Below are 24,767 nucleotides of genomic sequence, written 5' to 3' on the forward strand. Positions count from 1 at the left end.
ACAGCCATCAGATATTGATGAATAGAAAGGAACTAAGGTATTTTTTTAATTACATCTAACGTCTTATAAGAAATTTCATATGGATTAGTTAACATTTCTAGAATGTATTTTATATATTCTACCGGCACATATTGTATTAAGTCATTAGCTTTATCACATTCGTCTTGTATTCTATAATTAGACCATAAATGATAGGCTGCTGTTGGATGTGTGGGTAGAGGCACAAAAGCATGTTCATAACATTTAGTGGACATATCATAGCTTCCGGTTTCTTCATAAACACGACCTGTTCTATAATACCACTGGGCTAAAACCTGATTTTCAGTATTAGTATTTAACGAAAAAATAGATTCTTCAAGTAAAGCTTTTGCCTCTTCAAAATTTTTATTTTCCATTAATAAATCAGAGAATTGACCTGACAAATCTAAGCTGGATTTTATATACGGTACTAGTGCTTGGGTAATTTTAAGCTTAGATTCCGGTTCAATAAGCTTTAGCACGGGGAGTAGATATTCTGCACATTTGCTATATTGTTCAACTTCTTTTGCAAAGTAATTAAAATATAGATTTATTGCTGCAATTATACATTTAAATATCTCTTTAGCAGCATCATTGTGTCTATTTAATATACTACATTGAAAGGCAAGACTCATTATTTGAATTTTGGTTAGCGTATCAGGTGGTATAGAAATGATTTTATCCGGCATCCATTTTATGAGTTCACCATCTAATTGATATTCAAAAAAGCCTGGTCTCTGTATTATTTCATAATTTTTCAACAATTCATGATTTGTGTAACTTTCATATGGATAATTAGGCATTAATTTATGTATTAGTGAATGCTTAATTTCTGTAGCTTTCTTGCTACTTACTGTAGATTTTTCACTACAAATATATAATGCATTACTTCTATAGCGGCACCAACAGTTGGTATAGATGAAAAGTTTTTATCCATTTCTACTACATCAAGACCGGAAAAGTTTTTTCTAAAATTTCTTATGTTACTTTCTGATAATATATTGGGGGTGTTATAAACCGTGGTAATATCAAGCTTAAAAGTAATTGAAGGTTCTGCATTTTTCATGAATATAATTTAGTATTAGTTGGGCTTAAGAACTGCTACAATGTGATAGGAAAGGTTTAAAATTTTACATAGAATTATTATTAAAAACTTACAGTGTATGAACTTTTTATTACTGGATTCCTGCTTCTAGCTAGGAATGACATCGAGAGGCTAAATTAACTCACAAAGCAATTCTTTCTAAGTAATGTCTATTCAAACCCAAATCCAGTAAAATATTTATGAAAATATCCGGTATCATGACCTATCATTTTAACTTTATCATAATGATGAGGTGATTCAGATTCACGATATATAGTTGTGCCGTCATCCATATAGTAAATAGAGTAAGATGGAAGGCCATAAGGTCTAAAAAAAGTGTCTTTACGTATAACTTTAGGAGCTTTATCGGATTTTTGTATATTTTCTGATTTCAGCATATTAATTTTCTTAATAAATGATTATTTTATTAATATATAATTTTTATATATTATCACAAGAATAATTATAATAGCTATCTACAGAACCTAGAAATTTAGATTTATCAATTGCAGTATTATATTCATAAGGATATTCTAAGTATTTTTGCAATTTTAAAGTATTTTCTTGAAACAATGGGAATTATTTGATGGTTCGTGCTTTGATAAATTGAAATATTTTCTCGCTAAGAATTTCTTATCTTGAACATTATTAAAATTAAAAGCTTTGATTTTTGAATATCCGTCTTGTTGTTTTTCTTGTAAAAAATAGTCTTCATAGTCCTTATAATTCTTTGGAAGATTTAATATAAATCTAGCATATTGTTCCAACTGAAAGTTAGTTAATCAAGTAAATATAGAATATAAATTTGCTCTATAGTCCGAAGAAAAAATAATAACAACTTCTGATTGCTTTATCTCTTCTATTTTCTCTCTTTCAATAACGTTATTAGATAATATAAATAACTCTTTATTAAAATGTTTTTTATTTTCTTGAGCTTGGATGATTATATCAAACAGCTCAATTTCTGATTCGTCTGAGGTAAATAATTGTTTGTATTTATTAAGCCATGGGCCAAAAGCTATAGATTCAAGTTTCTTTAAATATTGAATTAATTTTACATACAACTTTAAGTTAAATTTAAGAGCGGCATTTTATATGAACAATGAACGTAGGTCAAGAGATATTAAATTAATGGTTTAAAAATATGTGTCACCTCGTTATTTATTCACGGAATCCAGTTAAAAATACTAATATTATTTAGTATTTTTAGTTGTTTTCTGGATACCGTGGTCAAGCCACGGTATGACACTGAAGTGTTTTTCAAAAGCCATACTAAATTAATTACTAAAATTTTTCACATAACCTAATGACAAAAATAAAATATGAATATATTATTTAATTTTAGAATAATTTAAATGATATATATTCAATGAGTGCCGATACTAATATTAGCGACGGTTTAGAAGTCGTTACGCAAGATCATTTATCGATTTTTTCTTTAATAAGCTCCTCCGACATTATCGGTAAGTCAGTTATGCTGATGTTGCTTATTGCCTCTATTTGGTCATGGGCTATTATTTTGGATAAAATATTTAAGCTAGTGCAAGTGCAGAAAAGCATGCGGGCATTTGAAAATGTGTTTTGGTCCGGTGGAGTATTAGAGCGATTATATGAAAGCATAAAGAGGTCGGTTAATAATCCGCTAGCTTTAATTTTTGTCTTAGCTATGGATGAGTGTAAAAGCTTAAGCACTAAAGGGCTTTCTGAAGGCTTAAAAAACAACCATAAAGAGCGTATAACGGGGGCAATGTACTTAGCTCAAAATAGGGAAGTCGCAAAGCTCGAGAAAAATTTAAGCTTCTTGGCAACTGTTGGATCAAGTGCTCCTTTCGTAGGTTTATTCGGTACCGTTTGGGGGATTATGCATAGCTTCCAATCGATTGCTACTTCAAAAAATACTTCTCTTGCCGTAGTAGCTCCAGGAATTGCCGAGGCGTTACTTGCAACTGCGATAGGCTTATTTGCAGCTATTCCGGCAGTAATTTTTTATAATTATCTGATTTCCCGTATTACTCTTATCAATAATAAGATTGAAGATTTTATTAGTGAGTTAAACTCTATACTTTCTAAGGCAATTGATCAGGAAAAAATGTAATGGCTATAAAGCTTGCCGGAAGTAATAGAAAAAGTAAAAGAGCGGTAGTTAGCGAAATTAACGTTACGCCGCTTGTTGATGTGATGCTTGTGCTATTAATTATTTTCATGATTACTTCTCCAATGCTTGTTTCAGGAGTAAACGTGGATTTGCCTGAGACAAATTCAAAACCGATTTCAGGTCAGGATGAGCCTTTGGTTGTTACTATCAATAATAAAGGCAAAATTTTCTTACTTGAAATTCCAATAGAAAGAATGCATTTAACCGACAAGCTTGCAAATATCACTAAAGAAAAAAAGGATGCTAGAATTTTTGTAAGAGGCGATAGAAATGTTTCTTATGGACAGGTAGTAGAGATAGTTGCCGAAATTCATGCTGCTGGCTTTTCTCGTGTAGCTCTTATTTCAAATATTAAAAATAATGAAAAGTAATCAAAATAAGGATAATTTTACGGTTTTCCTTAGCTTCTCTGTTGTTCTGCACTTACTTCTTTTATATTTTTTTCTATTCGGTATGCCGTCACTTTTTGAAAAATTACCGGAAGAGCAAACTATAACTTTTGAAATGTTACCTGTTAGCGATAAATCAAATATTATCACTCAGACAAAGCAAAAAGAAGCCCCTATAGAAAACGAAGACGTTAAAAAATCTGAGCAGAGTAAGCCAAAAGAAGAACCGCAAGATTTGCCTAAAGAAGAAAAAGCAAAAGAGCCTGAGGCTAAAACAATGGAAGAAAAGCCTAAAATAGAAGAGAAAAAACCTATAGAAGAACCAAAGTCTGAAGAAGCAAAAGAAGCGTTACCTGAGAAGAAAGAAGAAGTAAAGGAAGAAAAACCTAAAGAAGAAGAAAAAAAACAAGCAGAAGAAAAGAAGAAGCCCGAAGAAAAGAAAGAGGGAAAGAAACCGGCTGAGAAACATAAAGAGGTGAAGAAAAAAGAACCTAAAACCGATGAGCTTGATTCTTTGCTGAGGAATTTAGAGCAATCTTCGGAAGGGGATAATGTAAAATCCAATAAGCATCAAAGGTCAAAAAAAGCTGATAATGCAAAAGAAGCTAAAGGGGTTTATACGGATGGGCTGCCTCTTTCCGATAGTGAAACATCTTTGATAAAAAGACAAATTGAAAGACATTGGAGTAATGTACCGGCAGGAGTTAGAGGTAATAATAAGGTAAAAGTCATTATTAGTATTACGCTAGATAAAGCAGGTAATGTTGAGCAGGTAAAGGTTAACGAAAAAATCTGTCCTAATATTCCGGCTAGTGTTTGTGAAGCTTTGGCGGATAATGCAATTAGAGCGGTATGGCAAGCAAGCCCTATCGAAAACCTTGACTCTGCACGCTTTAACCATTGGAAAGAGATTAATTTTAGCTTTGATCCAAGTAAATTGTAGGTTGGGCATTGCCTGCGTGGATACCACCCCGTCATTGCGAGCAGTCGTAGACTGCGTGGCAATCTCATGAAATAATAACAAACTCCTGAGATTGCTTAGTCAATTGCTATGCAATTTCCTCGCAATGACTATTTTCGAGTCACGTAGGCAGGCCTTTCGCAGGAATGAAATTAAGAACCATGCAATAATTAAAAAATATTATTTATCATGTTCGTGGTGATCACCGATTAATTCAAGCCCCATATCTTTTTGCTCATTATTGAAACAACAGTAGCAGCAATAACCAAACAAGAATAATAAGGTTGCTTCTATTAAAAATAGGGTCAAAGCAGCATTACTGAGCTTGCTAACTCATATTCTGAAGGTAATAAAATCCGTAGGGATGTCTTTGTTCATAAAACTTAGTTATTATGTTTACTATTTGTAAATAAAAAAACTCTATAACTTTGTCTATTAAAATTACATTTATTTCACAAAGTTTTAAGAGTAGGATAAGTAAATAATAATACATGGCATAAATTTAGACCGAAATGAACTATCATAGAGCATAATATATGCATAACCATAGAAAAAAACCGCATATAGTGCTTAAAGCTATATTATATATATATTAGTCCGCCTTGAAAAATGTGCGATCCCAAATATTAAAGATGCTATAATAACAGCTAAAATCTGCTGTTTTGGTAAAAGATTTTGTAATGTTCTTTGTAAAAACTTCGAAAGAATACTTCCTCAGCCATACAGACGAAAAAGAAATATTTTTGTAATGAGAAAAATGTAGGTGATAGTTAAGGATGACATATAAACCTTTGTAAAAAACTATTTTTAATATATAGTTATTTTTTAGCATTAAAAATAGAAAAATTATTAAATATAGAGATTTTTAATAAATAATAATTGGATTTTAAAAAGAAAATATAAAATATAATCATAAAAAAAACAATAAAATAATATATATAGAATGGGGCGATTTGATGAAGGATATAGAATATTGGGAAAAAAATTTTGAAAGCTGTAAATATTCAGATAAATTAATCGAAAGGCTTTTATTTTTAAATACCCAAGTAAAACAACCTATCGATATTAGAGAAGTTAAAAAAGGTATTTATTATGCTCGTAAATATCATGGTGAGCAAATGCGTCAATCAGGTGACCCTTATTATTCTCATCCAATCGCAGTAACAATTATGGTAGCGGAATTTGTAGCAAAAGAAGTGCCTAAACTCTTTACTTTTAGAATGCTACAAGCTGCATTACTTCATGACACTATTGAAGATACTGCACTTACTGAAGAAATGATTAGCAATATTTTTGATGCAGAAGTAGCAAGGCATGTAACAGGTCTAACTAGAATTAAACCTTGGGGAAAAATAAGTAGTGAGAAAAGTCTTATTTTATTAATTAAACAAAAAAGATACGATACTGCTCTTATAAAACTTTTTGATAGAATACATAATTTACAAACTTTGGAAGCAAAATCGCCTGAAAAAGCTCATAAAATAATTAAAGAGACATTAAAAAGCTTTTTAGTGTTAAGTGAAATACTTGAAATACCTTCAGTTTCAGAGCTGATATATGCTGAATGTCATAAAAATAATTTAAAGTTTAATATAAATTCTACTTTTAATAAAATTATAAATTTCGATTCGTTTCCATTTTCTCAAAATAAGTTACTCCCATAAAGAAAGTTATACCTACCGGAATGAAAATTAAAAATAATCCCCAATATCCTAGATAATTGGTAATATAAACTAAACCAAATGACGTTATAATATAAGTAAATAATTTTGCTATTGCACTTAGCATACTAGTATATGTAAATCTCTTAAAAACCGGAAAATATTTATAAAATATAGGAGCTGCTGGTACGTGATCAAATACGAATAATGCAGCTAAACATTGAAAAATAAAAATATATAAAGGAGTAGGGTTATAATTTAACATTATAGGAAAAAAAATGAGAGAGGTAAAAAATAGATATAATTTTACCTTTAGGATTTTTAAAGGATGGATTTTATAGCTAATAAATGCAAGACCGATAATACCGAGTAAATCTATTATAGATACCCAAAAATTTTGATTTATAATTTGACTTGGAGTAAATCCGCATTCTCTTTTTAATATATCACCGCAATATATATATACGAAATAAAAACACGGTGGTCTAGCACACTGGATAAAGAAATACCAAATAGAAGTGGTGTTTGGAACTTTTTGATCTAGAATATCTTTGTCAATTTCTTCAAGCATAATATTATTTTCTTGAAGTCTTAGTTTTAATTTGTTTCTTTTATTTGAAAATGCATCTGCTTCTTTTAAACTAGTCCTTGCAATAGTACCTACAAAAGCGATAGTTGCACCAACGAAAAAGGCTATACGCCAACTTGATTCATGGTGATAAATATTTTGATTAGTAAAAATTGATGCAATACCTAGTGCTACCGTAGTGCCTACGGCAGAAAATACAGTTATAATTGTGACTAATGGATATTGTATAGGAGGAGATGAATTTTCGGTTAAGTACAGCTCTGCACCTCGTGCTTCTGCAGTTGCTGACATACCTTGAATTATACGACATATAGTAAGAACCCAAGAGGCTGTTATACCTATCTGTGCATATGTTGGCATGCTGCCTATAATCACACAAGTAATAGCCATTAATAGGGTAGTTAAAACAACTACAATCTTACGTCCAAAATGATCGCCTATATACCCAAATATTAATGCTCCTATAGGTCTTAGCAAATAGGTAGAACAGAAAGAAAAGGCAGTAAGCAACGAAAAAGTGAAAGGATCATATTCCGGAAAAAATAAATTATTTAAAAGCACCGCCATATGCACATAAAGCATAAGGTCAAAATACTCTAGAAATGTACCTATAGAAAGTAATCCGACTGCTTGTTTTTGTTCTGTATTTAAACTTCTTTGTTCCTTCTCGTAGCCTAACATAACCTTTACATATAATTGGATTACAAAATAAGCTATACTTCTTTTGGTTCAAAGTCAATAAAGGATTAAGAATTTTTAATAAATATTGTTAAAATATTTAGGTTCCGTAAAGTTATCTAACTTAAAATTTTCAAATTATCTATTTTTCTCTGAAAGCTTTAAATGCAGTATCAGTAACGGGATCAAGTAAATATCTAAGTAGTGTTCTAGTACCTGTTACGATTTGTACCTCAGCTTGCATACCGGGGTGTAATTCAAGATTTTTAACCTTAGCAACTTTGTTAAATTCATCCATATCGATTTCAACTCTTGCAACATAATAATTATCTTGCTGTTGTCCCGGATGCTGTCTTTCATCTTGTACGATATCGGGAGATATGCTTACTACTTTACCGGTAAATGTTGGAGTTGTTCTTGATTTAAATGCACTGAAACGTATTTTTGCAACTAATCCCTCATGTACTGAGTCAATGTTTTTTTGAGATACCCTTGCTTCTATTATTAATGGGTCATTAGTTGGCGAAATTTCCATAATAGGTTGTCCGTGACTTATAACACCGCCTATTGTATGATATTTTAAATTATTAACTATACCGTCAACAGGTGATCTGATTATCACACGATTAAGCGAATCCGTCAGGGCATTATATTTTTCTTTAAGAGATGCGGTTTGTACTTGAGCTTCACGAAGCTCTGTTAAAGTCCGTTCAGTGTATTTATTTTGTTGATTTATAATTTTAATTTGAGTTTCGGTAATAGCATGGCGTATTCCTGCTATTTCGGCTTCAGTTGTTGCAACATCGCTTTTTGAAGCGGCAACTTTTGCCTCTTGGTCTAATAAGGCTGCTTTTTGTACAAAGCCTTTTTCTTTTAACGTTCTTAAAGCTTTTAAACGGTCTTGATAAACTTCAGCAGTTTTGGAGGCGGCAACTTTTTTTGCTTCTAAACCTTCAATTTTTTTCTCAAGTTGAGCAATATTTTGATGTAATGCATCTTTCTCTGAGTTATATACTTCTTTTCTAGATCTAAATAAATTTTCCTGCGTATGAATTATTTTAGCTACTTCCGGTAAATTGATATCCTGTATTAGAAAATCAGAGAATTCGATTTGTTCTAAATTATCACGTTCGGCAATTAAACGATTTTCAGTTGCTAAAAAATTACGGTACTGACCAAGAATATTTTCATGTTCGCTTTTTATTCTAGTTTCTTCAAGCTCTATTAATTTATCGCCTTCTTTGACTTTATCACCTTGCTTCACATAAATGGCATTGATTATTCCGCCTTCATGATGTTGAATCGTTTTTTTATTTGTGCTTGGCATTACGATACCGACAGCTACAGCACCACTATCAAGCGGAGCAAGAGCCGCCCATAATCCGCCTATTAATACTAAAAAGATCATAACATAAATACCGAAAAGTATAGGTGACCTTGCAGCTTGGGCTACGTTATTACGATCTTTATCGGTTTTCTTGGTAATAAAATTAACAAACCTATCAAGTTTTACTAATAAGAATTCTATAGCATGAGAGGTTTTCTTTAATGTAGTATTTATTAAAGCTTTACGTTTAGAACTTTGACCTTTAAGGTTTAACGCATCTTCTCTTAAGGACAATAATTGTTTTAATTGTTCCGGAGTAATTTGAGGTTTATTGTGTTTTAAGTCCTGCATAATATTTAATCATTATTATATTTAGTCAGCATTGTTTGTATTTTGCGTCATTGCGAGGACATGACGTAGTAATTGACGAAGTAATCTCGATAGAATTCATGAGATTGCCACGCTCACTAACGTTCGTTCGCAATGATGATTTGGAAGCCACGCAACAATGCCAATCAAGTCACGATATGACACTTTAGTTATTAATATGAATTGTACCGCTTTTTAAAGTTTTAAAGTGTTTTTGAATCTCTTCTTCCGTTCCGTAAACTGCAATGGCTCCATCCTGTAATATTAGAATTTTATCAACAACGGATAATACGGATGGTCTATGTGAAATTACAAGAACTGCTATTCCTTTAAGTTTTGCTTGTTTTAAGGCACTTGCAAGGGCAACTTCACCTGCCTCATCTAAATTAGCATTAGGCTCATCTAAAATGATGAGTTTTGGATTACCGTAAAAAGCTCTCGCAAGCCCGATGCGCTGTCTTTGACCACCTGATAGATTAGAGCCTGCAGGACCGATATCAGAATCATAACCGTTAGGAAATCTTAATATCATTTCATGAGCTCCGGCTATTTTAGCTGCTTCAATAACTTTTTGCGGATCGGCATCTTCTTCCATTCTAGCTATATTTTGTTTAATACTACCGCTAAAAAGTTCTATTCCTTGAGGAAGATAGCCGACATGTCTACCGAAATCTTCTCTATTCCAACGATAAATTTCAGCACTATCTAAACGTACGGAACCTGATGATTCTTTCCATACCCCGACTATGATTTTAGCTAAAGTTGATTTTCCTGTAGCCGAAGGACCGATAATTGCTAAAATTTCGCCCGGTTGTACTGCAAAACTAACGCCTTTTAAGATATATTTCGGTACGGGAGGTTGCGGTAAATGTTTCGGTATAGGGTGAGCATAATAAATATTTTCAACAGTAAGATGACCATCAACGTTCGGAATTGGCATCGTTTCGTCTCTAGAAGAATAAGTGTTAAATAAATTATTAATGTTTTTGTATGATTTAATAGCACCGCTAATACTTTTCCATAAGTCAATAGCATTATCGAAAGGAGCAAGAGCTCTACCGACTATGATAGAACTCATAATCATATTACCGGGAGTCATATCTGCACTGTGAGATTTTACAACAATGTAAGCACCGACTCCGGTAACAGCCATTTGCATTATATTACGGATAAACCTTGAAAAGTTAGAAATAACACCGTTACGATAGCTAGCAACCGATTGCTTATCAAGTGCTAATATGTTAAATTTATGCCAATTTTTTGTAACATTCTTCATCATTCCCATTGCTTCAATTGCTTCTGCATTTCTGTTTGCAATATCGGCTTGTGTCATACCTTTTATCGAAAATTCGGTAGCTTCACCGAGTGTTTTATTAGTAGCTGCAGCGTTAAAGAAAGCGGTTGAAACTATTATAATTGCACCAAAAACGGTAATAAGACCGATATATGGATGAATTGAAAAAATAACCGCAATATAGATAAGGCTCCAAGGGGCATCGAATAAAGTATTAATTCCGGTACTTGTTAGGAATGTTTTGACGGTTTGAAAATCACGTAATAATTGGCTAGAACCCATATTTGCTCGTGTTGCAGCTGCAGAAATTGAAGAAGCAAAAATTACGGGAGCTACTGTTCTATCAAGCCATTCTCCTACCTTTATAAGTGTAAAAGAACGAGCAATTTGTAATAATCCGTAAACAAAATAAATATATGCGATTATTATTGATAAAAATAATAATGTTTGTAGATTACCGCTTCCAAGGACTCTATCAAGAACTTGTAGTGAGTAAAGAGGAGTAATTAACATTAGTAAGTTGATTACAAAAGCAAACCAAAAGACTATCCAAAAAGCTGTTCTACATTCGCCTAATGCTATTACTAGCGGGTTTTTTTTATTTAGATTATTATTTTTATTATTCATATTTAGTTATATTATAAATAATTATTAATTAATTCTTCAGCAATTTGAACACTGTTTAAAGCTGCTCCTTTACGTAAGTTATCACATGTGATCCATAAATTTATCGTATTATCTTTACTTACGTCATTTCTAATTCGGGAGACATATACGGCATCTTCGCCTACTACTTCAACGGGTGAGATATACGCAAGGTCATTATTATTAGAAATTGTAACAATTCCATCGGCATCTTGTAATATTTCTTCGACTTCTTTGGCATCAATTTTGTCGTTAAATTCTATGTTAACCGATATAGAATGACCGATAAATACCGGTACTCTAACAGAAGTAACGCTAGCTTTAAAGTGATTACCTATAATTTTGTTTAGTTCAGAAGCAATTTTTGCTTCTTCACTTGTATAGCCATCTTTATTTAAATCACCTATATGAGGAAAAAGATTAAATGCAATCTGTTTTGGAAATTTCTTAGGATCATTCTCTCCAAAAATATATTTAGATTTTGTTTGGTCGTAGAGTTCGTCCATTCCTGCTTTACCTGCTCCTGATACTGATTGATAAGTAGATATCACTACTCTTTTAATCTTTATTTCATTATCTAGCGGTTTTAATGCTACTGCAAGCGGAATGACGATACAGTTAGGGTTAGCTATGATATTTTTAGTATTAAACTCTTTAAGTGTTGATAAATTAACCTCAGGTACAATTAACGGCACTTGATTATCAACTCTAAAAAGTGAGGATTTGTCGATAACTACACAATTACTAGCAGTAGCTTTTGGTATAAATTCTTTTGAAACTTCTGAACCTGCACAAAAAAAAGCAATATCGATATCGTCAAAATGTAAACTTTTTAAACTATTAATTTGTAGTATTTTTTCTCCAAAGCTTACTTCCCGCCCTAGAGAGCTATCTGAAGCTATAGCATAAACTTTATTAATGGGGAAATTACGCTCAGCTAGAATATTTAGAGTTTCACGCCCTACATTTCCTGTAGCTCCGATTACTGCAATATTGTATTTTTTAGTCATTATTTATTAATCCGATGAGTTTTTCACCTCCGATAATATGGAAATGGAAATGAAAAATAGTTTGTCCCGATTTCTCGCCTTTATTAGTTATTAAACGATAACCGTCTTTATCTAAACCCGCTTCATTTGCTATATCAGAAATTTTAGCAAAGAAATGTTTTATTTCGTCTGTAGAAGCTTTAGAAATGAAATCGGCATAATCTATATATTCGTTTTTAGGTATAACGATAATATGTACAGGTGCTACGGGTGCTATATCTTTGAATGCTAAAATTTGTTCGTCTTCATAAATTATTTCTGCCGGAAGGTTTTTACCTATGATTTTTGCAAAAACATTTTCTTTGTTATACATCATTTTATTCATGTTAAAAGCTTTATTGCATGGCTTGATTTTCCATCATTACGAGTAAAAAATGTAAGTTTTGACGAAGCAACCCAGTAAGAAATGCTAATTTTAGCATTTCTTTAATTTTTTTTCTGGATTACCGTGCAGTCTACGACTGCTCGCAATGACGATTTAATATTTATGAAACTACGTTTCTGTTAAACAAGCATACTACGTTTTAGAAATTTTAATTCAGCTTCAATTCTAGAGTTGGCAATTATTATATCTTCTAGTCGGTAATTATTTCTTTTTAAATAATCTTCTCTAATATCTGAAGCAAAAAAGCCGAAGCCTAATATTAAGGCTATCTTAAATATAAACTTTAACTCTTCGATATTAATCGCCGTAACGATTATATTTGCTATTACGGCAATAGCAACAACTAACCACATTTTATGGTATAATGCCCAAAATATACTTAAAAGAGCCGCTGTCCATGAAAAACCTTCTTCAATAACAATAAAATTATTATTTTTTTGTGTGAAGTTAATGTATATTGCGTATATATTCATTATTTAAGTTTAAGCCTTGAAAATTCAAGGGACAATAATTAATTAAATTGGATTAGTCAAGTATACTCGTTTAATTTGGAAAATTGGCTAAGTCGTCTTGGTAAGTCCTCGGATGCTCACGTATTAATATACGCTCCGCTCCTCGGCTTACAGACTCCTTGCTCTTTTCCAAATTAAACTTCGTCTTAACAGTAATTCTAATAGTACTTAATTAACAACTTAATATCAATAAATTTTATATTATGTCAGATAATTTAACCTTACACGGCACAACAATACTTTGTTTAAAAAAGAACGAAGAAATAATTATAGCAGCAGATGGACAAGTCTCGCATGGTAATACCGTACTAAAATCTACAGCACGAAAACTTCGGACTATAGCAAATAATAAAATTATTGCTGGTTTTGCGGGTTCTACGGCTGACGGTCTTGCGTTATTTGAAAAACTTGCAGTAAAGATAGAGCAACATAAGCATAATTTACTTAGAAGTGCAGTTGAGCTTGCAAAAGATTGGCGTAGCGATAAATATTTGAGACGTTTGGAAGCAATGATGATTGTTGCTGATCGTAGTCATATATTAATTTTAACCGGTAACGGTGATGTCGTAGAGCCTGAAAATAATGTTGCAGCAATAGGTTCAGGTGGTTTATTTGCACTATCTGCCGCTCGCGCTCTAATGTCTTACGAGAATAATTTAACTGCTGAAGAAATTGCTTTAAAATCTATGAATATAGCCGCAGATTTGTGTGTATTTTCTAATCATAATATTATAATGGAAAAAGTTGTATGAAAGCTACTAAAACTACTTATAAAAAAGACCCTATGGGGCTTACCCCTTCTCAAATAGTGAATGAACTTAATAGATTTATCGTAGGTCAAGAAAAGGCCAAAAAAGCCGTTGCTATTGCACTTAGAAATCGTTGTCGTCGTAAAAGAGTAGAAGGTAATTTACGTAATGAAATAGTACCGAAAAATATTTTAATGATTGGTTCAACCGGTGTCGGGAAAACGGAAATAGCAAGACGCCTTGCAAAGCTGACTAGTTCTCCTTTCTATAAAATTGAAGCAACTAAATTTACCGAAGTTGGATATGTAGGGCGTGATGTAGAATCAATAATTCGTGATTTAGTCGAAATAGCCGTTAATACTGAAAAAACTTTAGCAAAAACGAAAGTAGATATTAGTGCCCGTGAAAAAGCGATAGAGAGAATATTAGATAGTTTAGTAGGTAAAACTTCTAGTAGTGAGACTAGAGAAAAGTTCAAAGAAAAAATTTTAAACGGCGAACTTGATGATACGGAAATTGAAATTAGCGTAGCTGATACTACACCTGTCGGCTGTGGAAGTTTTGAAATACCGGGCATGCCGGGAGCATCTATGGGCGTTCTTAATCTTGGCGATATGATTGGACGAGCCCTTGGCAGCAGCAAGACTAAAACAAAAAAAATGCTAGTTAAAGATGCTATGGCTATTATTATACCTGAAGAATCAGAAAAATTAATAGACCAAGAAAAAATTATTCAGCAAGCTATAAATTTAGCTGAAAATGACGGTATAGTTTTTATTGACGAAATTGATAAAATAGCTTCGACTGGTAGTTCCGGGGCAAAAAATGCCGAAATAAGTAGAGAGGGAGTGCAAAGAGATTTGCTACCTTTGATAGAGGGCACGACGATTAATACTAAATATGGACCGGTTAAAACCGATCATATATTATTTATTGCTTCCGGTGCTTTCCATATTGCCAAACCTTCTGATTTATTACCGGAGTTACAAGGAAGGTTACCGATTAGAGTAGAATTAAATTCGCTTACCAAAGATGATATGATTAAAATATTGCTTGAGCCTGAAACTAGTTTAATAAAACAATATTCGGCGTTAATAGGTACTGAAGACGTGCGTCTTGAATTTGATGCTTCTGCTATTGAGAAGATAGCGGATTATGCGATCACTGTTAATTTAGAAGTCGAAGATATAGGGGCTAGAAGGCTGCATACTATACTTGAAAATTTGCTTGAGGATATAAGCTTTGAAGCTAGTGAAATGAAAGGCAAAAAAATAACTATCGATAATAAATTCGTAGAAAATCAATTATCAAAAATAATAACTAATCTTGACTTAGCTAAGTTTGTTCTATAGTATGTTTTTCGATCAATGGTTGAGATAAGATTGTTATTTTTCATCATTACGAGGAAATTACGTCAGTAATTGACGAAGCAATCTCAGGATTTTGTTATTATTTCATGAGATTGCCACGCAGCCTATGGCTGCTCGCAATGACGATTTAGTAGTATCCATGCAATAACATCTACAACCTAGCAAAATAGCATTTTAAGAAAGATTTCATGATAATGCATATAGCAAGTCTAACGTTTAATAGAATTGATATTATCGATGTTGACGTGCAGGTACAAATATCACTGGGTATCCCTGCTTTTACTATAGTAGGACTTGCCGATAAAACTATAGCTGAATCAAAAGAACGAGTTAAAGCAGCGTTACCTTCTATAGGGCTTGCACTACCTACTAAAAAGATTTTAATAAATTTAGCTCCGGCAGATTTAGTAAAAGAAGGAAGCCACTTCGATCTTGCGATTGCTTGTGCGATACTTACCGCAATGAATATTTTACCTGAACTTGAAATTGCGGAATATTTGATAATAGGAGAGCTATCATTAGACGGTTCAATCTTACCGGTAAGCGGAGCTTTACCTGCAGCGATTGGGGCTTCTGTTAGAGGTAAAGGTCTTATTTGTTCAAGTAAAAACAGCTCGGAAGTTGCTTGATCAGGTAATGATAATATACTTGTTGCAGGTAATTTAATTGAACTAGTAAATCATTTTAAAGGTTCACAAGTTTTAACTCCTCCGGAAGCTAAGCTACAAGATGAGCCGATAAATTATCCCGATTTAAAAGATATAAAAGGTCAAAAAATTGCTAAACGAGCTTTAGAAATTGTAGCATCAGGTGGGCATAACCTTTTAATGTTCGGTCCTCCCGGAACCGGTAAATCAAGACTTACTGCCTGTCTTCCCGGTATACTACCTAAAATGTCTACAAAAGAAATTTTAGAATGTAGCACGATTACGAGTATTGCAGGAAAATTTTTAGACGGTAAACTTACCAAAGCAAGGCCGTGCAGAACTCCACATTATTCATGCTCACTGGCCGCTATGGTCGGTGGCGGTGTCGGAAAAAAAGTAAAACCTAGGGAAATTACGCTAGCTCATAACGAAGTATTATTTTTAGATGAACTACCTGAATTTCCACAGCATGTTATTGATGCATGAAGACAGCCTATTGAAAACGGTGAAATACTAATCTCACGATCAAATGCTCATATAAAATATCCAGCAAATTTCCAGTTAATAGCAGCTATGAATCCTTGTAAACGCGATTATTGAGGCGATTCTTATATGTGCTAGCGACTATCAAATGAAAGTATCTGGACCTATTATGGATAGATTTGATTTGCCTATAGAAGTATCTAGTATTAATGTTTATAATTATGACTTGATTGTAGATAACTCTGAGGAAGAATCTGAATATATAGCTGCAAGAGTCGAGAAAGTACGTTTAATTCAAGAAAAGAGATATGAGGGCTATAATATTAAAACAAATAACAGATTAGATGGGCAGTTGTTAATAGATTACGCTATGCCTGCGGATGAAGGTAAAGGTTTACTGAATGAAGAGGCAAATAAATTTCGTTTATCAATTGCGTGCTTATAACCGAATACTTAGAGTAGCGCGCACGATTGCCGATTTTGAGAATGTTGATAAGGTCTTGAAAGTGCATATTGCGGAAGTTTTGAGTTACCGTAAAATGGAATTTAATAATATGTATACGAAGATCAACTTCAAAAATGCTACGTCGTCCTACAAGAGCTTCGGCATTCACGTGTTAAATATACGCTGCGTTCCTCGCCTTGTGGACTCCTTGCTCTTTTTGAAGTTGATCTTCGTATACTGTCTTCATTTTTTGCAATATATTTAAGGATAAAAGATATGAGTACTATAATATAATAAGTTTTGATTACGCTATAAAATATTTGTTAAAAAATAAAGGGGATTATGAAATAGTCGAGGGATTTATTTCGGCTATTCTTAAAGATGCTGGTTATAGTTCTGTTAAAATAAAAGCCCTACTAAAAAGTGGCAGTAATAAAGAAAATGATAGCTTAAAATCTAGCGTAGCAGATGTCATTGTGGAAGATGAATAAGGGCATAAATATAGTAGTAGAAATAGATAAATCCTATACAAACCTTTTTATGCATAAAGCTTGTTTTAATTCTAGTAGATTAATAGTTGATAGTATTTTTAAGAGCGAGGATTATTCTACTATAAAAAAATATTTCATATTAATTTATTGTATTTTCCTTTTGATAATATGAAAGCACCTTTATATCACGGTAAGACTATTTTTAGAGAAGTTGATAAAAAACACCCTATGAAATTTTCTTTGGGAGATATGAGAGGTAAAATATTTGATTTATATAATGTATTTCCAGAATATGTTGTAATATCAGTACCATTATTTAATGATGTTATAAGAGATGAATTGGATGAATGGCTATATGTAGTAAAACATTCTGAAGTTAAGAAAGATTTTAAATCACCATATATGAAGAAAGTAGCAAGACGTCTTGATATACTTAAGATTACTCCTAAAGAGCAAATAATTTATCGTGCCTATATGAATAAAAGCTATAAAGAGCGTGATTATATAGTTTCTGCTGAAGAAAAAGGTAGAGAGCAAGATATGGCAAAAGGAATAGAAGAGGGAAGGAAAAAAGTAAACAAGAAGGTATACAAGAAGGCGAAGTTACAAAAAGTATAAAAATAGCAAAAAAGATGTTAATGAACAAAACTCGATAGAAGAAATACATGAGATTACTGAAGTATCTATAAAAGAAATAGAGCGATTACAAACAGAAATTGAGAACCTTAAAAAATAACTATCTTTAATGACAAAAATTTACTTTATAGCTGGTGAGGTGTCAGGAGACTTTGTAGGTGGTCGTATAATGCGGCATTTAAAAAACAATACAGGAGTACAACTAAATTCACCTGTATCAAGCTTTGTGAATGATGCTGTACAGTTTGTTGGTGTTGGCGGCAAATATATGGAGGAAGCCGGTAGCTTTAAAAGCTTATTTCCTATTACTTCCATAAATTTAATGGGTTTTGTAGAAATTTTGCCTCATATTTTTAAGCTTAAAAAATTAATTGATAAAACTGTGGAGGATATAATAAATAGTAAAGCTGATTTATTAATTACCATAGATTCACCAGGGTTTACTTATCGTGTGGCAAAGCGAGTAAGGAAACTTTTACCAAAGCTGAAAATGATTCATATCGTTGCACCGTCAGTTTGGGCATATAAAGAGGGTAGGGCAGTAAAATACGCTAAAATTTATGATTGTTTATTTGCTTTACTACCGTTTGAACCTCCATATTTTACTAAAGTTGGTCTTGATTGTAGATATATAGGTCATCCGATTATGGAGCAAGAGTTTTATAGTGATAAAATAGCTTTACGTGAAGAGTTTAAAATAGATGAGAATGAGAGAGTTTTGTGTGTTACTCTTGGTAGTAGAAAGGGTGAGATTCTAAGGCATTTATCGGTTTTTGTTTCTTCTATTGAAGAAATATTCAAGAGTTGTAATAATCTTAAAGTTATATTTACTCTTGTACATCCTGCTCATGAGGCAATAATAAAACCGTTTCTAGAAGATGTTAAGTTTAATTATTTATTTTCAAGTGAGAGACTTAAAACTTATGCTGTTGCGGATGTAGCTTTAGCAAAATCCGGTACTAATACTTTAGAGATAGCAGCTTCCGGTACTCCTATGATTGTGGCTTATAAAGTTAGTCTTATAAGCTTTTTTATTATCAGGCTATTGATAAAAATAAAATATGTTACGTTGATAAATATTATAGCCGATAAAGAAATAATTCCGGAATTTGTCCAATTTAATTGCCGAGCTAATCTTATTAGTAATAAGCTTCAAGAGTTATTATTTAATTCTAAAAAAGCTTATGAGCAGGTAATAGAAAGCCAAAAAATTTTGCAGCAATTAGGATTTAAATCAAACCGATTACAGCTAAATTCAGAAAGATTTAGACACGATGAGCTTAGCTTGGAAAATTTGCTTGTATCAGGTGATCAAGATGACGCTGTACCTTCTTATATAGCTGCAGAAATTATTAAACAGGAGTTCTTAGAACCTAAAATAAAGTTATTAAAAGAGAAAGATTAATACTTGAAACTGGTGGTCCACAACATTTTCTGAATTATAATAAACATTAATATTAATATAATAACAAAATATATTTCCATGTTTTTTCTTATAGTATTAATTTGTTTCATTAAAATTTTTAAATCATTGGAAATTTTTTTGTATTCCTCATTGTTATCAGAACGCATTGTTGTCAAGAAACCGGATAAGTTTCCTAACTTATTTTGTAAAGCTTTTAACCTTTCAGTATGTTCTTCGTGTTTTAGATCGGTATTGTGATCTTGTATCATAATATATAATGCCCATTATAAGATCAGTATTAACGCCGGTATAGTAATATGAACTATGAATAAAGATTTATATTTTTTGTTTGTAATAAAAATTCTAACTTTTCATTTTACAGGAGTATACTATTGTTATAGTAAATTGGTTTGCGTTATTAATTTGTTGCTCATTAGTCATCTAATTTTAATATTTTAATTACCAAATATTCAAACTATTGATTGATTTAGCAAAAAAAAAGTTAGTTTTACTATATGTTATTTCAAATGTCAAGAAAAAACCATATTTTGTGGTATTGTTTTATCAATATTTCTAAGCCTTATAAAAATAATAGTTATTATGTTAAACAACCTATTAAAAACTACACTTTTTTTAGTTATAGTATCTCTAACTATATTTATTACTTTACTGAATTTTAGTATATTTTATATTTTTGTGCCGGGTAATCTTACTCAAAATAAAACGATAATTATTGAACCTAAATTATCCGTAAATCAAATAGTTACAAAACTTTATTCTAATGAAGTAATCAAATATCCAAGAATTTTTAAGGTAATTGCTAAAATTTATTCTATAAAAAGACCTCTTAAAAGCGGTGAATATGTGTTTACTCGTAATATATCGCCTCTGCAAACTTTAAGAATATTAGCAAGCGGTAAATCTATAATACATAAGATAGTTGTCCCGGAAGGTACGGTAGTTAGTGAAGTTATAAAGAAAATTAATGAAGAAAGTCGATTACTTGGAGAAATAAAAGGGATAATACCTGAAGGTTTTTTAATGCCTTCCACGTATTTTTTTTCTTATGGTGATCAAAAAGAGCAGATAATTGATCACATGAGAAATTTAATGTCTGCTAATTTAGATAAAGTAATGCAAAATCTTGCACCGGATTCTCCATTAAAAACTAGACTTGAGGTATTAACGCTAGCTTCAATAATTGAAAAAGAAGCCGGCTCAAATGCAGAAAAGCCTATTATAGCAGCAGTATTCATTAATCGTTTAAAGAAAAATATGAAGCTACAAGCCGATTCGACTACTATATATGCTTTGACTGAAGGAAAATTTAAATTAGCAAGAGCTTTAACAAAAAAAGATTTATTGCAAGAACTACCCTATAATACTTATTATATAAAAGGTTTACCACCCGGTCCGATTTCTTGTCCGTCGTTAAAATCTTTAGAAGCAGTGGTAAAATCTGCTAAAACGGATGCATTATTTTTTGTAGTTGACGGTAAAGGCGGGCATAATTTTTCTAACAATCTTAATGATCATAATAGATTCGTTGAAACTTATCGAAAAAGTTTGATTAAAGTACCTGAGCCGGCAATTGATCCTGAAAAACCATCTACTCGATGAACTTCAAAAATTGGCTACGTCGTCTTATAAGAGCTGTGGTGCTCACGTATTAAGTATATGCTCCGCTCCTTGCCTTATAGACTCCTTGCTCTTTTTGAAGTTGATTTGCGTATATTTTTATTTACTTAAGGGATGTTATCATGAATAATAGTGAATTTAGTAAAATAGCCGAGACAACAATTGCATATATAGCAGAAAAGATAGAAGAGCAGGATAAAGAAGCAAGTATAGATGTAGATTTACAAGGCGATATATTAAACCTTGATACTGATCAAGGGGTATATGTAATAAATAAACAAAGTGCCGCCAAAGAAATTTGGTTGTCGTCGCCGGTTAGCGGTCCTTATCATTTTTTTTATGAACAAGGCAAATGGACAAATAGAGCAGGGCTTGAATTAATGGCTATTTTAACTGAAGAACTTGATATTAAATTTGATACTCGCCCCACTTGAAAAATTAGCAACAATGTCTTTGTAAGACCTCGGATGCTGAACGTTTAATATACGCTCCGCTACTCGGCTTACAGACCGATTACTCTTTTCCAAGTTAAACTTCGTATCACTACTCTTCATTTTACTTCGGAGTATATATGGAAGATTTTGAAACTGCCGATAGTGCCGAAAAAGTTTATGATTTAATAATAAAAAATGCTCCTACTCGTGCATCTATATTCATTGATGTTGACGATACGCTTATAACTCCTAAATCAAAAACTTTTAAGAAGCCGCCTTATAATCAAATAATTGATAGAATTAAGGAAAATAAAAGTAGTTATGACAATTATGAGGAAATTATCAGTAATTGGCGTTTGCAGCGAAAAGTAATATTAATTGATGAAGAGTGGGTAGAAGTTATAAACAAGCTCAAGGAAAAATTTCCGGTTTATGGTCTTACACAAATGAATACGGGAGCATTCGGCAATATTCCTTCTATGCAAGATTGGTGATATAAAGAACTAAAAGAGTTGGGTATCGAATTTTCAGATAATGAAAAATACAAAAGGATGATGCTATTTTTTATAAAGGTATATTTATAACCGGTCATCACTCAAAAAGTGGTACTTTATCAAAATTTTCTGAAGAGCTAAATGCTAGTTTTATTGTATTTGTTGATGATCGTGCAAAGCATATTGAAGATGTAGGAGATTGTTGTAAAAAGAATAAAATAGGTTTTTTAGACATTTTATTTGACGGGCTTAAAAATTTAGCAGGCGAACCTGATCCTACACTTGCCGAATTTTAAGAATCATATTTAATAGAAAACGCTAAATGGCTTGAAGACATAGAAGCTTATGGGCTAATGGTCAGGAAGTAATAATTAAATAGAATACATGCCTACACATAGATATCGTCATTGTGAGCAGCCATATAGGCGGTGTGGCAATCCATAAAAAATAATAAAAATTCTGTAAATCAGAATTTTTAACTAGATTGCTTCGTCAATTACTTCGTAATTTTCCTCGCAATGACGACTCAGTATCCACGCAACAATGCCACGCAGGAATGGTATCGAGAGTCGCACAACACTCTAAATAATCCCTAAAATCCATGAGTTTTAAAAATGTACTTTCTAAAAAATTTTTTGATAATATTCATAATTCTAATTTCAAATCTAGCATCCGCAAATACTTATAGGCAGATAAATTATAAAATAACACCTTTGTCTAATACGTTTGTTTCAGCTATCAAAGTTGAGACAGAAATAATCGGCAATATGAGTGGTGAGGTTGTTTTAGATTTACCCTATGCATGGGCAAATGCTACATATTACAAGCAAATCAAAAATGTTAAGCTAGAATATCCTATTGGAAAATTACAGTTGAGAAATCAAGACTCGAATGAAGCTATTTTAAATACGGGAAAAATCAATATTATTCGTTTAAGCTATGAAATATATCAAAAAACCGGTAATCCTTGTGATAGAAGCAATAATTAGACAAAATTTAATTCATTCACCGGGTTATGGGCTTTTTGCTACTCCCGGTGATCTAAATGGAAATGATATAGTAGCGTTTAACATTGAATGGAATAATATTCCTGATAGCTGGAAAACAATATCAGATTATGGTCTTGGTAAAAGCGTGAAATTTAAAACTATGCCGATTGAATTATATAGTGTAGTTTATGCAGCGGGTGATTTACGTGTTTACAAAATTGTCGATCAAAAAAATCCTGTATATCTTTCGTTACATGGTCAATTTGATCTTAAAGATGAAGAAATAGCTTCTTATATAAATAAAATTATCAAGGGACAAAGAACATTTTTCCATGATAATGATTTTCCTTATTATCTAATGAGCTTAATCGAGGGGAATCAACCTAGACATATGGGCGGAACTCATAGTTTTACTGCATTTATTCCTCAAGGTTTGGACAAACGGGATTATATAACGTTACTTGCTCATGAACATCTACATAATTGGACAGGGCAGAAAATACGTAATAACTTAGAACGATTAAATTATTGGTGGAGTGAGGGATTTACCGATTATTATAGCAGGGTTTTGGCCTTACGTTCCAGTGTTATAACGCTTGAGGAATTTGTAGAAGAATTTAATAAATTCTTTGAGAATTATTATTTATCACCTGTTATAAATGAACCTAATAATTTAATCGAAACAGATTATTGGCAAGATTATGCAGTACAAAGATTGCCATATTATCGTGGATTTGTTTTGGCACTTTTATTTGGACAATTTCATTAAATAGAACAAGGTAAAACTATAGATTTAGCTAATGTTGCTAAAGTGCTGCCGATCGAGAAAATAACAATGGGGGCATATGATCGTGGTTTTGATAGAGATGCTTTAATAAATAATTATACAATAAAAAATATTAACGAAAATAGTAACGCTTATAAATCTAGACTTAGAAACGGGGACATAGTTATAAAATATGATTTTCCTAAATGTGGTTCTCCTGATCAGATAGTTACAATCAACACAATTAAAGGCGAGTTTCAATTTAGACCTGAAAGTGCTAATAAAAAAGATATATACAGGTTCAAGCCTACTTTGTCTAAAGAAGATAAGCTAAAAATCAAAAAGTTTTTTGACAGCTAAACCTTCTTTTTATCTTAAAGTATTATTAATTTTTTAATTATTTATTAATAATATCCATTGACACAATCCAACATTTAAGTTATAATTGCATCACGATTTAATTTTAAGGGGAAAAATCATGACAAAAAACTATACGGGGCCACAAACTTCAAAAAAAAACATCCAGTTACTTTGACAGTGCTACAATTCATTTTCAAAATGCTACCAAAGCTGCGACAGATTTTACAATGTTATGCTACCTTAGCAACGGAACATGCTATTAATGTGATAGAAAACGGTGCAAAAACTGTATGTTCTGTTCAAGGTTTTGTTTCTGATGTGAACAACTCTAATTATTCTGTTGTATCTACATTTGCTCAAGCAACCGTAGTAAGCATTGCAACTTTTGCTTATTACAATTCTCCGGTTCTTATCGGTGCTTTTACCTTAGGAGCAATTTTAATTTCGCCGTCCGATTCTATCGAATGTGTAAAAAATACAGTAAAAGCAGGACTAACTGCAGGATATGTAGCTTATGAAACTGTGGAAGGTTTAGTAGCAGGAACAGTAGGTATAGTTTCTCTTATTGCCGATAATATTTACGGTGATACCGCAGAGCTTCTTGCCGGTACTATTAATACTAACATGATAGAGTATTATAGTTAAAATATTGTCATACTCAACCGTCATTGCGAGGAGTTGCATGGCTTCTATGTCATTCCCGCGAAAGCGGGAATCCAGTAAAAATAATCTTATTGGTACAAA

At 32.1% G+C, this 24,767-nt stretch carries 32 protein-coding genes and 3 pseudogenes; 21 read left to right on the plus strand and 14 right to left on the minus strand.

Features of this window, described 5'->3' with window-relative positions:
* Positions 1 to 32: 32 nt before the first annotated feature.
* The 4 genes from MCI_RS10085 to MCI_RS06105 form a co-directional block, all read right to left on the minus strand.
* The gene (locus MCI_RS10085) at positions 33 to 821 is read right to left on the minus strand and encodes a hypothetical protein (protein WP_232202651.1); all 789 of its coding nucleotides are present in this window, start codon (positions 819 to 821) and stop codon (positions 33 to 35) included.
* A gap of 47 nt (positions 822 to 868) precedes the next feature.
* On the minus strand, positions 869 to 1,084 hold the full coding sequence (locus MCI_RS09165) for a hypothetical protein (RefSeq protein WP_198002906.1): 216 nt from the start codon (positions 1,082 to 1,084) through the stop codon (positions 869 to 871).
* 188 nt (positions 1,085 to 1,272) lie between these two features.
* Entirely contained in the window at positions 1,273 to 1,500 is a 228-nt protein-coding gene (locus MCI_RS06100) for a hypothetical protein (protein WP_014410114.1), read from the minus strand.
* 384 nt (positions 1,501 to 1,884) lie between these two features.
* Positions 1,885 to 2,166, minus strand: coding sequence for a hypothetical protein (locus tag MCI_RS06105; RefSeq protein ID WP_014410116.1), 282 nt, complete (start codon positions 2,164 to 2,166; stop codon positions 1,885 to 1,887).
* Positions 2,167 to 2,471: 305 nt separating this feature from the next.
* Between MCI_RS06105 and tolQ the strand changes: the two genes are divergently transcribed.
* From tolQ to MCI_RS06120, 3 genes are read left to right on the plus strand one after another with little or no spacing between them, the layout of a single operon-like run.
* Positions 2,472 to 3,197, plus strand: a complete 726-nt coding sequence (gene tolQ, locus MCI_RS06110; protein WP_014410117.1) for a protein TolQ — start codon at positions 2,472 to 2,474, stop codon at positions 3,195 to 3,197.
* A complete protein-coding gene (tolR, locus tag MCI_RS06115; RefSeq protein WP_014410118.1) occupies positions 3,197 to 3,628 on the plus strand; it encodes a protein TolR in 432 nt (143 codons plus the stop codon). Before tolQ ends, tolR begins: the two co-directional genes overlap by 1 nt.
* Entirely contained in the window at positions 3,618 to 4,589 is a 972-nt protein-coding gene (locus MCI_RS06120; RefSeq protein ID WP_014410119.1) for an energy transducer TonB, read from the plus strand. The genes tolR and MCI_RS06120 overlap by 11 nt, the downstream gene beginning before the upstream one ends.
* Before the next feature lie 198 nt (positions 4,590 to 4,787).
* Here the strand turns inward: MCI_RS06120 and MCI_RS10675 are convergent.
* Together MCI_RS10675 and MCI_RS10680 are read right to left on the minus strand one after the other, a co-directional pair.
* A pseudogene (locus MCI_RS10675) lies at positions 4,788 to 4,985 on the minus strand (hypothetical protein).
* A gap of 198 nt (positions 4,986 to 5,183) precedes the next feature.
* Positions 5,184 to 5,315, minus strand: coding sequence for a type II CAAX prenyl endopeptidase Rce1 family protein (locus MCI_RS10680; protein ID WP_410526319.1), 132 nt, complete (start codon positions 5,313 to 5,315; stop codon positions 5,184 to 5,186).
* A 248-nt stretch (positions 5,316 to 5,563) separates the two neighbouring features.
* On the opposite strand from MCI_RS10680, the gene MCI_RS06125 reads away from it, so the two are divergent.
* Positions 5,564 to 6,271 carry an HD domain-containing protein gene (locus tag MCI_RS06125; protein ID WP_014410120.1) on the plus strand — a complete coding sequence of 236 codons (708 nt, stop codon included), beginning with the start codon at positions 5,564 to 5,566 and terminating at the stop codon, positions 6,269 to 6,271.
* Here MCI_RS06125 and MCI_RS06130 read toward each other — a convergent pair.
* The 7 genes from MCI_RS06130 to MCI_RS08045 form a co-directional block, all read right to left on the minus strand.
* Positions 6,222 to 7,538 (minus strand): MFS transporter, encoded by a 1,317-nt coding sequence (locus MCI_RS06130; protein ID WP_014410121.1) that lies wholly within the window; start codon positions 7,536 to 7,538, stop codon positions 6,222 to 6,224. The genes MCI_RS06125 and MCI_RS06130 overlap by 50 nt on opposite strands.
* A gap of 139 nt (positions 7,539 to 7,677) precedes the next feature.
* Entirely contained in the window at positions 7,678 to 9,213 is a 1,536-nt protein-coding gene (locus MCI_RS06135) for an HlyD family type I secretion periplasmic adaptor subunit (RefSeq protein ID WP_014410122.1), read from the minus strand.
* A gap of 184 nt (positions 9,214 to 9,397) precedes the next feature.
* Positions 9,398 to 11,152: a type I secretion system permease/ATPase gene (locus MCI_RS06140; RefSeq protein WP_014410123.1), complete on the minus strand. Its 1,755-nt coding sequence runs from the start codon at positions 11,150 to 11,152 to the stop codon at positions 9,398 to 9,400.
* Between the two features lie 11 nt (positions 11,153 to 11,163).
* A complete protein-coding gene (gene asd / locus MCI_RS06145) occupies positions 11,164 to 12,180 on the minus strand; it encodes an aspartate-semialdehyde dehydrogenase (protein ID WP_014410124.1) in 1,017 nt (338 codons plus the stop codon).
* Positions 12,173 to 12,532: an HIT domain-containing protein gene (locus MCI_RS06150; RefSeq protein ID WP_014410125.1), complete on the minus strand. Its 360-nt coding sequence runs from the start codon at positions 12,530 to 12,532 to the stop codon at positions 12,173 to 12,175. Before MCI_RS06150 ends, asd begins: the two co-directional genes overlap by 8 nt.
* Positions 12,533 to 12,723: 191 nt before the next feature.
* Positions 12,724 to 13,077 (minus strand): DUF2628 domain-containing protein, encoded by a 354-nt coding sequence (locus MCI_RS06155; RefSeq protein WP_014410126.1) that lies wholly within the window; start codon positions 13,075 to 13,077, stop codon positions 12,724 to 12,726.
* 70 nt (positions 13,078 to 13,147) lie between these two features.
* On the minus strand, positions 13,148 to 13,249 hold the full coding sequence (locus tag MCI_RS08045; protein WP_014410127.1) for a palindromic element RPE5 domain-containing protein: 102 nt from the start codon (positions 13,247 to 13,249) through the stop codon (positions 13,148 to 13,150).
* Between the two features lie 70 nt (positions 13,250 to 13,319).
* Between MCI_RS08045 and hslV the strand changes: the two genes are divergently transcribed.
* The 9 genes and pseudogenes from hslV to lpxB all read left to right on the plus strand — a co-directional run bounded on the left by hslV (position 13,320) and on the right by lpxB (position 19,342).
* On the plus strand, positions 13,320 to 13,868 hold the full coding sequence (hslV, locus tag MCI_RS06160; RefSeq protein WP_014410128.1) for an ATP-dependent protease subunit HslV: 549 nt from the start codon (positions 13,320 to 13,322) through the stop codon (positions 13,866 to 13,868).
* Positions 13,865 to 15,217 (plus strand): ATP-dependent protease ATPase subunit HslU, encoded by a 1,353-nt coding sequence (gene hslU, locus MCI_RS06165; RefSeq protein WP_014410129.1) that lies wholly within the window; start codon positions 13,865 to 13,867, stop codon positions 15,215 to 15,217. The genes hslV and hslU overlap by 4 nt, the downstream gene beginning before the upstream one ends.
* A 206-nt stretch (positions 15,218 to 15,423) precedes the next feature.
* Positions 15,424 to 15,864, plus strand: coding sequence for a magnesium chelatase domain-containing protein (locus MCI_RS10090; RefSeq protein ID WP_083837137.1), 441 nt, complete (start codon positions 15,424 to 15,426; stop codon positions 15,862 to 15,864).
* Between the two features lie 180 nt (positions 15,865 to 16,044).
* Positions 16,045 to 16,482: pseudogene (locus tag MCI_RS10095) on the plus strand (ATP-binding protein); the annotation flags it as partial.
* A gap of 31 nt (positions 16,483 to 16,513) precedes the next feature.
* On the plus strand, positions 16,514 to 16,810 hold the full coding sequence (locus tag MCI_RS10685; RefSeq protein WP_269479123.1) for a hypothetical protein: 297 nt from the start codon (positions 16,514 to 16,516) through the stop codon (positions 16,808 to 16,810).
* The gene (locus MCI_RS10690) at positions 16,767 to 17,075 is read left to right on the plus strand and encodes a hypothetical protein (protein ID WP_269479124.1); all 309 of its coding nucleotides are present in this window, start codon (positions 16,767 to 16,769) and stop codon (positions 17,073 to 17,075) included. Before MCI_RS10685 ends, MCI_RS10690 begins: the two co-directional genes overlap by 44 nt.
* A gap of 55 nt (positions 17,076 to 17,130) precedes the next feature.
* Positions 17,131 to 17,301, plus strand: a complete 171-nt coding sequence (locus MCI_RS10695; protein WP_014410130.1) for a hypothetical protein — start codon at positions 17,131 to 17,133, stop codon at positions 17,299 to 17,301.
* Between the two features lie 147 nt (positions 17,302 to 17,448).
* Positions 17,449 to 18,037 (plus strand): annotated as a pseudogene (locus MCI_RS06190) (hypothetical protein).
* Between the two features lie 9 nt (positions 18,038 to 18,046).
* Positions 18,047 to 19,342 carry a lipid-A-disaccharide synthase gene (lpxB, locus tag MCI_RS06195; protein ID WP_014410133.1) on the plus strand — a complete coding sequence of 432 codons (1,296 nt, stop codon included), beginning with the start codon at positions 18,047 to 18,049 and terminating at the stop codon, positions 19,340 to 19,342.
* Here the strand turns inward: lpxB and MCI_RS06200 are convergent.
* Entirely contained in the window at positions 19,339 to 19,611 is a 273-nt protein-coding gene (locus MCI_RS06200; protein WP_014410134.1) for a hypothetical protein, read from the minus strand. The two genes, lpxB and MCI_RS06200, sit on opposite strands and share 4 nt — an antisense overlap.
* A 331-nt stretch (positions 19,612 to 19,942) precedes the next feature.
* Between MCI_RS06200 and mltG the strand changes: the two genes are divergently transcribed.
* The 8 genes from mltG to MCI_RS10130 all read left to right on the plus strand — a co-directional run bounded on the left by mltG (position 19,943) and on the right by MCI_RS10130 (position 24,668).
* Positions 19,943 to 20,962, plus strand: coding sequence for an endolytic transglycosylase MltG (mltG, locus tag MCI_RS06205; RefSeq protein WP_014410135.1), 1,020 nt, complete (start codon positions 19,943 to 19,945; stop codon positions 20,960 to 20,962).
* 140 nt (positions 20,963 to 21,102) lie between these two features.
* Positions 21,103 to 21,414: an iron donor protein CyaY gene (gene cyaY, locus MCI_RS06210; protein WP_014410136.1), complete on the plus strand. Its 312-nt coding sequence runs from the start codon at positions 21,103 to 21,105 to the stop codon at positions 21,412 to 21,414.
* Positions 21,415 to 21,551: 137 nt separating this feature from the next.
* A complete protein-coding gene (locus MCI_RS10105; RefSeq protein ID WP_014410137.1) occupies positions 21,552 to 21,908 on the plus strand; it encodes a DUF2608 domain-containing protein in 357 nt (118 codons plus the stop codon).
* 86 nt (positions 21,909 to 21,994) lie between these two features.
* A complete protein-coding gene (locus MCI_RS10110; RefSeq protein WP_232202766.1) occupies positions 21,995 to 22,204 on the plus strand; it encodes a DUF2608 domain-containing protein in 210 nt (69 codons plus the stop codon).
* A gap of 417 nt (positions 22,205 to 22,621) precedes the next feature.
* Positions 22,622 to 22,897, plus strand: coding sequence for a hypothetical protein (locus tag MCI_RS10115; protein ID WP_232202652.1), 276 nt, complete (start codon positions 22,622 to 22,624; stop codon positions 22,895 to 22,897).
* The gene (locus MCI_RS10120) at positions 22,848 to 23,666 is read left to right on the plus strand and encodes a hypothetical protein (RefSeq protein ID WP_232202653.1); all 819 of its coding nucleotides are present in this window, start codon (positions 22,848 to 22,850) and stop codon (positions 23,664 to 23,666) included. Before MCI_RS10115 ends, MCI_RS10120 begins: the two co-directional genes overlap by 50 nt.
* 66 nt (positions 23,667 to 23,732) lie before the next feature.
* Complete coding sequence (locus tag MCI_RS10125; RefSeq protein ID WP_232202654.1) at positions 23,733 to 24,023, plus strand: hypothetical protein; 291 nt, start codon at positions 23,733 to 23,735, stop codon at positions 24,021 to 24,023.
* Between the two features lie 198 nt (positions 24,024 to 24,221).
* Positions 24,222 to 24,668 carry a hypothetical protein gene (locus MCI_RS10130; RefSeq protein WP_014410138.1) on the plus strand — a complete coding sequence of 149 codons (447 nt, stop codon included), beginning with the start codon at positions 24,222 to 24,224 and terminating at the stop codon, positions 24,666 to 24,668.
* Positions 24,669 to 24,767 lie beyond the last annotated feature (99 nt).

The sequence above is a fragment of the Rickettsia montanensis str. OSU 85-930 genome (genome assembly GCF_000284175.1).
GTDB lineage: Bacteria > Pseudomonadota > Alphaproteobacteria > Rickettsiales > Rickettsiaceae > Rickettsia > Rickettsia rickettsii.

What these genes read in the sequence shown, in the direction of transcription:
- MCI_RS10085 (WP_232202651.1), bottom strand. Translation starts at nt 821, where the DNA reads ATGCCTAATTATCCATATGAAAGTTACACAAATCATGAATTGTTGAAA.
- MCI_RS09165 (WP_198002906.1), bottom strand. Translation starts at nt 1,084, where the DNA reads ATGAAAAATGCAGAACCTTCAATTACTTTTAAGCTTGATATTACCACG.
- MCI_RS06100 (WP_014410114.1), bottom strand. Translation starts at nt 1,500, where the DNA reads ATGCTGAAATCAGAAAATATACAAAAATCCGATAAAGCTCCTAAAGTT.
- tolQ (WP_014410117.1), top strand. Translation starts at nt 2,472, where the DNA reads ATGAGTGCCGATACTAATATTAGCGACGGTTTAGAAGTCGTTACGCAA.
- tolR (WP_014410118.1), top strand. Translation starts at nt 3,197, where the DNA reads ATGGCTATAAAGCTTGCCGGAAGTAATAGAAAAAGTAAAAGAGCGGTA.
- MCI_RS06120 (WP_014410119.1), top strand. Translation starts at nt 3,618, where the DNA reads ATGAAAAGTAATCAAAATAAGGATAATTTTACGGTTTTCCTTAGCTTC.
- MCI_RS06125 (WP_014410120.1), top strand. Translation starts at nt 5,564, where the DNA reads ATGAAGGATATAGAATATTGGGAAAAAAATTTTGAAAGCTGTAAATAT.
- MCI_RS06130 (WP_014410121.1), bottom strand. Translation starts at nt 7,538, where the DNA reads ATGTTAGGCTACGAGAAGGAACAAAGAAGTTTAAATACAGAACAAAAA.
- MCI_RS06135 (WP_014410122.1), bottom strand. Translation starts at nt 9,213, where the DNA reads ATGCAGGACTTAAAACACAATAAACCTCAAATTACTCCGGAACAATTA.
- MCI_RS06140 (WP_014410123.1), bottom strand. Translation starts at nt 11,152, where the DNA reads ATGAATAATAAAAATAATAATCTAAATAAAAAAAACCCGCTAGTAATA.
- asd (WP_014410124.1), bottom strand. Translation starts at nt 12,180, where the DNA reads ATGACTAAAAAATACAATATTGCAGTAATCGGAGCTACAGGAAATGTA.
- MCI_RS06150 (WP_014410125.1), bottom strand. Translation starts at nt 12,532, where the DNA reads ATGTATAACAAAGAAAATGTTTTTGCAAAAATCATAGGTAAAAACCTT.
- MCI_RS06155 (WP_014410126.1), bottom strand. Translation starts at nt 13,077, where the DNA reads ATGAATATATACGCAATATACATTAACTTCACACAAAAAAATAATAAT.
- hslV (WP_014410128.1), top strand. Translation starts at nt 13,320, where the DNA reads ATGTCAGATAATTTAACCTTACACGGCACAACAATACTTTGTTTAAAA.
- hslU (WP_014410129.1), top strand. Translation starts at nt 13,865, where the DNA reads ATGAAAGCTACTAAAACTACTTATAAAAAAGACCCTATGGGGCTTACC.
- MCI_RS10090 (WP_083837137.1), top strand. Translation starts at nt 15,424, where the DNA reads ATGATAATGCATATAGCAAGTCTAACGTTTAATAGAATTGATATTATC.
- MCI_RS10685 (WP_269479123.1), top strand. Translation starts at nt 16,514, where the DNA reads ATGAAAGTATCTGGACCTATTATGGATAGATTTGATTTGCCTATAGAA.
- MCI_RS10690 (WP_269479124.1), top strand. Translation starts at nt 16,767, where the DNA reads ATGAAGAGGCAAATAAATTTCGTTTATCAATTGCGTGCTTATAACCGA.
- lpxB (WP_014410133.1), top strand. Translation starts at nt 18,047, where the DNA reads ATGACAAAAATTTACTTTATAGCTGGTGAGGTGTCAGGAGACTTTGTA.
- MCI_RS06200 (WP_014410134.1), bottom strand. Translation starts at nt 19,611, where the DNA reads ATGATACAAGATCACAATACCGATCTAAAACACGAAGAACATACTGAA.
- mltG (WP_014410135.1), top strand. Translation starts at nt 19,943, where the DNA reads ATGTTAAACAACCTATTAAAAACTACACTTTTTTTAGTTATAGTATCT.
- cyaY (WP_014410136.1), top strand. Translation starts at nt 21,103, where the DNA reads ATGAATAATAGTGAATTTAGTAAAATAGCCGAGACAACAATTGCATAT.
- MCI_RS10105 (WP_014410137.1), top strand. Translation starts at nt 21,552, where the DNA reads ATGGAAGATTTTGAAACTGCCGATAGTGCCGAAAAAGTTTATGATTTA.
- MCI_RS10120 (WP_232202653.1), top strand. Translation starts at nt 22,848, where the DNA reads ATGAAATATATCAAAAAACCGGTAATCCTTGTGATAGAAGCAATAATT.
- MCI_RS10125 (WP_232202654.1), top strand. Translation starts at nt 23,733, where the DNA reads ATGGGGGCATATGATCGTGGTTTTGATAGAGATGCTTTAATAAATAAT.
- MCI_RS10130 (WP_014410138.1), top strand. Translation starts at nt 24,222, where the DNA reads ATGCTACCAAAGCTGCGACAGATTTTACAATGTTATGCTACCTTAGCA.